At 53.1% G+C, this 1,663-nt stretch carries 1 rRNA gene; it reads right to left on the bottom strand.

Annotated elements, in window-relative coordinates:
• Window positions 1-53: 53 nt before the first annotated feature.
• Window positions 54-1,663: ribosomal RNA gene (locus tag KDK17_RS17030) — 23S ribosomal RNA — on the bottom strand; the annotation flags it as partial.

Here is a 1,663-nt window from a genome sequence, read left to right as displayed (position 1 = left end):
GGCTCCTTGAAACTTGTCTCTTGACACTAGTTTCTAGATCGCTTTGGCGTTATATGGTCAAGCCTCTCGAGTCATTAGTACGGGTTAGCTCAACGCCTCACAACGCTTACACACCCCGCCTATCAACGTCATAGTCTTTAACGTCTCTTATGGGCCTTAAGGCCAGGGAAGTCTCATCTTGAAGGGGGCTTCCCGCTTAGATGCTTTCAGCGGTTATCCCGTCCGAACTTAGCTACCGGGCAATGCGTCTGGCGACACAACCCGAACACCAGTGGTTCGTCCACTCCGGTCCTCTCGTACTAGGAGCAGCTCTCCTCAAACTTCCAACGTCCACGGCAGATAGGGACCGAACTGTCTCACGACGTTCTAAACCCAGCTCGCGTACCACTTTAAATGGCGAACAGCCATACCCTTGGGACCGGCTTCAGCCCCAGGATGTGATGAGCCGACATCGAGGTGCCAAACACCGCCGTCGATGTGAACTCTTGGGCGGTATCAGCCTGTTATCCCCGGAGTACCTTTTATCCGTTGAGCGATGGCCCTTCCATTCAGAACCACCGGATCACTATGACCTACTTTCGTACCTGCTCGACATGTACGTCTCGCAGTCAAGCTGGCTTGTACCATTACACTAACCGCACGATGTCCGACCGTGCTTAGCCAACCTTCGTGCTCCTCCGTTACTCTTTGGGAGGAGACCGCCCCAGTCAAACTACCCACCACACAATGTCCCCGATCCTGATAAAGGACCTGGGTTAGAACCTCAATATTGCCAGGGTGGTATTTCAAGGTTGGCTCCATGCAGACTGGCGTCCACACTTCAAAGCCTCCCACCTATCCTACACAAGCAACATCAAGATCCACTGTGAAGCTGTAGTAAAGGTTCACGGGGTCTTTCCGTCTAGCCGCGGATACACTGCATCTTAACAGCGATTTCAATTTCACTGAGTCCCGGGTGGAGACAGCGTGGCCATCGTTACGCCATTCGTGCAGGTCGGAACTTACCCGACAAGGAATTTCGCTACCTTAGGACCGTTATAGTTACGGCCGCCGTTTACCGGGGCTTCGATCAAGAGCTTCTCCGAAGATAACCCCATCAATTAACCTTCCGGCACCGGGCAGGCGTCACACCGTATACGTCCACTTACGTGTTAGCACAGTGCTGTGTTTTTAATAAACAGTCGCAGCCACCTGGTATCTTCGACCAGCCTCAGCTTACGGAGCAAGTCCGATCACCAAAGCCGGCGCACCTTCTCCCGAAGTTACGGTGCCATTTTGCCTAGTTCCTTCACCCAGGTTCTCTCAAGCGCCTTGGTATTCTCTACCTGACCACCTGTGTCGGTTTCGGGTACGGTCCCTTTTGACCTGACGCTTAGAAGTTTTTCCCGGAAGCCTGGCATCAATCACTTCCTGACCTTGGTCAGTTCGTCATCAGTTCTCGGCGTTCTCTATTAGAGAGGAACCGGATTTGCCTGATTCCACCGCCTACGACCTTAAACCCGGATAACCAACACCGGGCTGACCTAGCCTTCTCCGTCACTCCATCGCAGTCAAAAGGGGTACAGGAATATTAACCTGTTTCCCATCGATTACGTCTTTCGACCTCACCTTAGGGGCCGACTCACCCTGCGCCGATTAGCGTTGCGCAGGAACCCTTGGTCTT

This window comes from Endozoicomonas sp. SESOKO2 (assembly GCF_024606245.1).
Taxonomy (GTDB): Bacteria; Pseudomonadota; Gammaproteobacteria; order Pseudomonadales; family Endozoicomonadaceae; genus Endozoicomonas_A.
The sequence above is the reverse complement of the archived record's forward strand: the minus strand, read 5'-3'. Positions and strand labels throughout refer to the sequence as shown.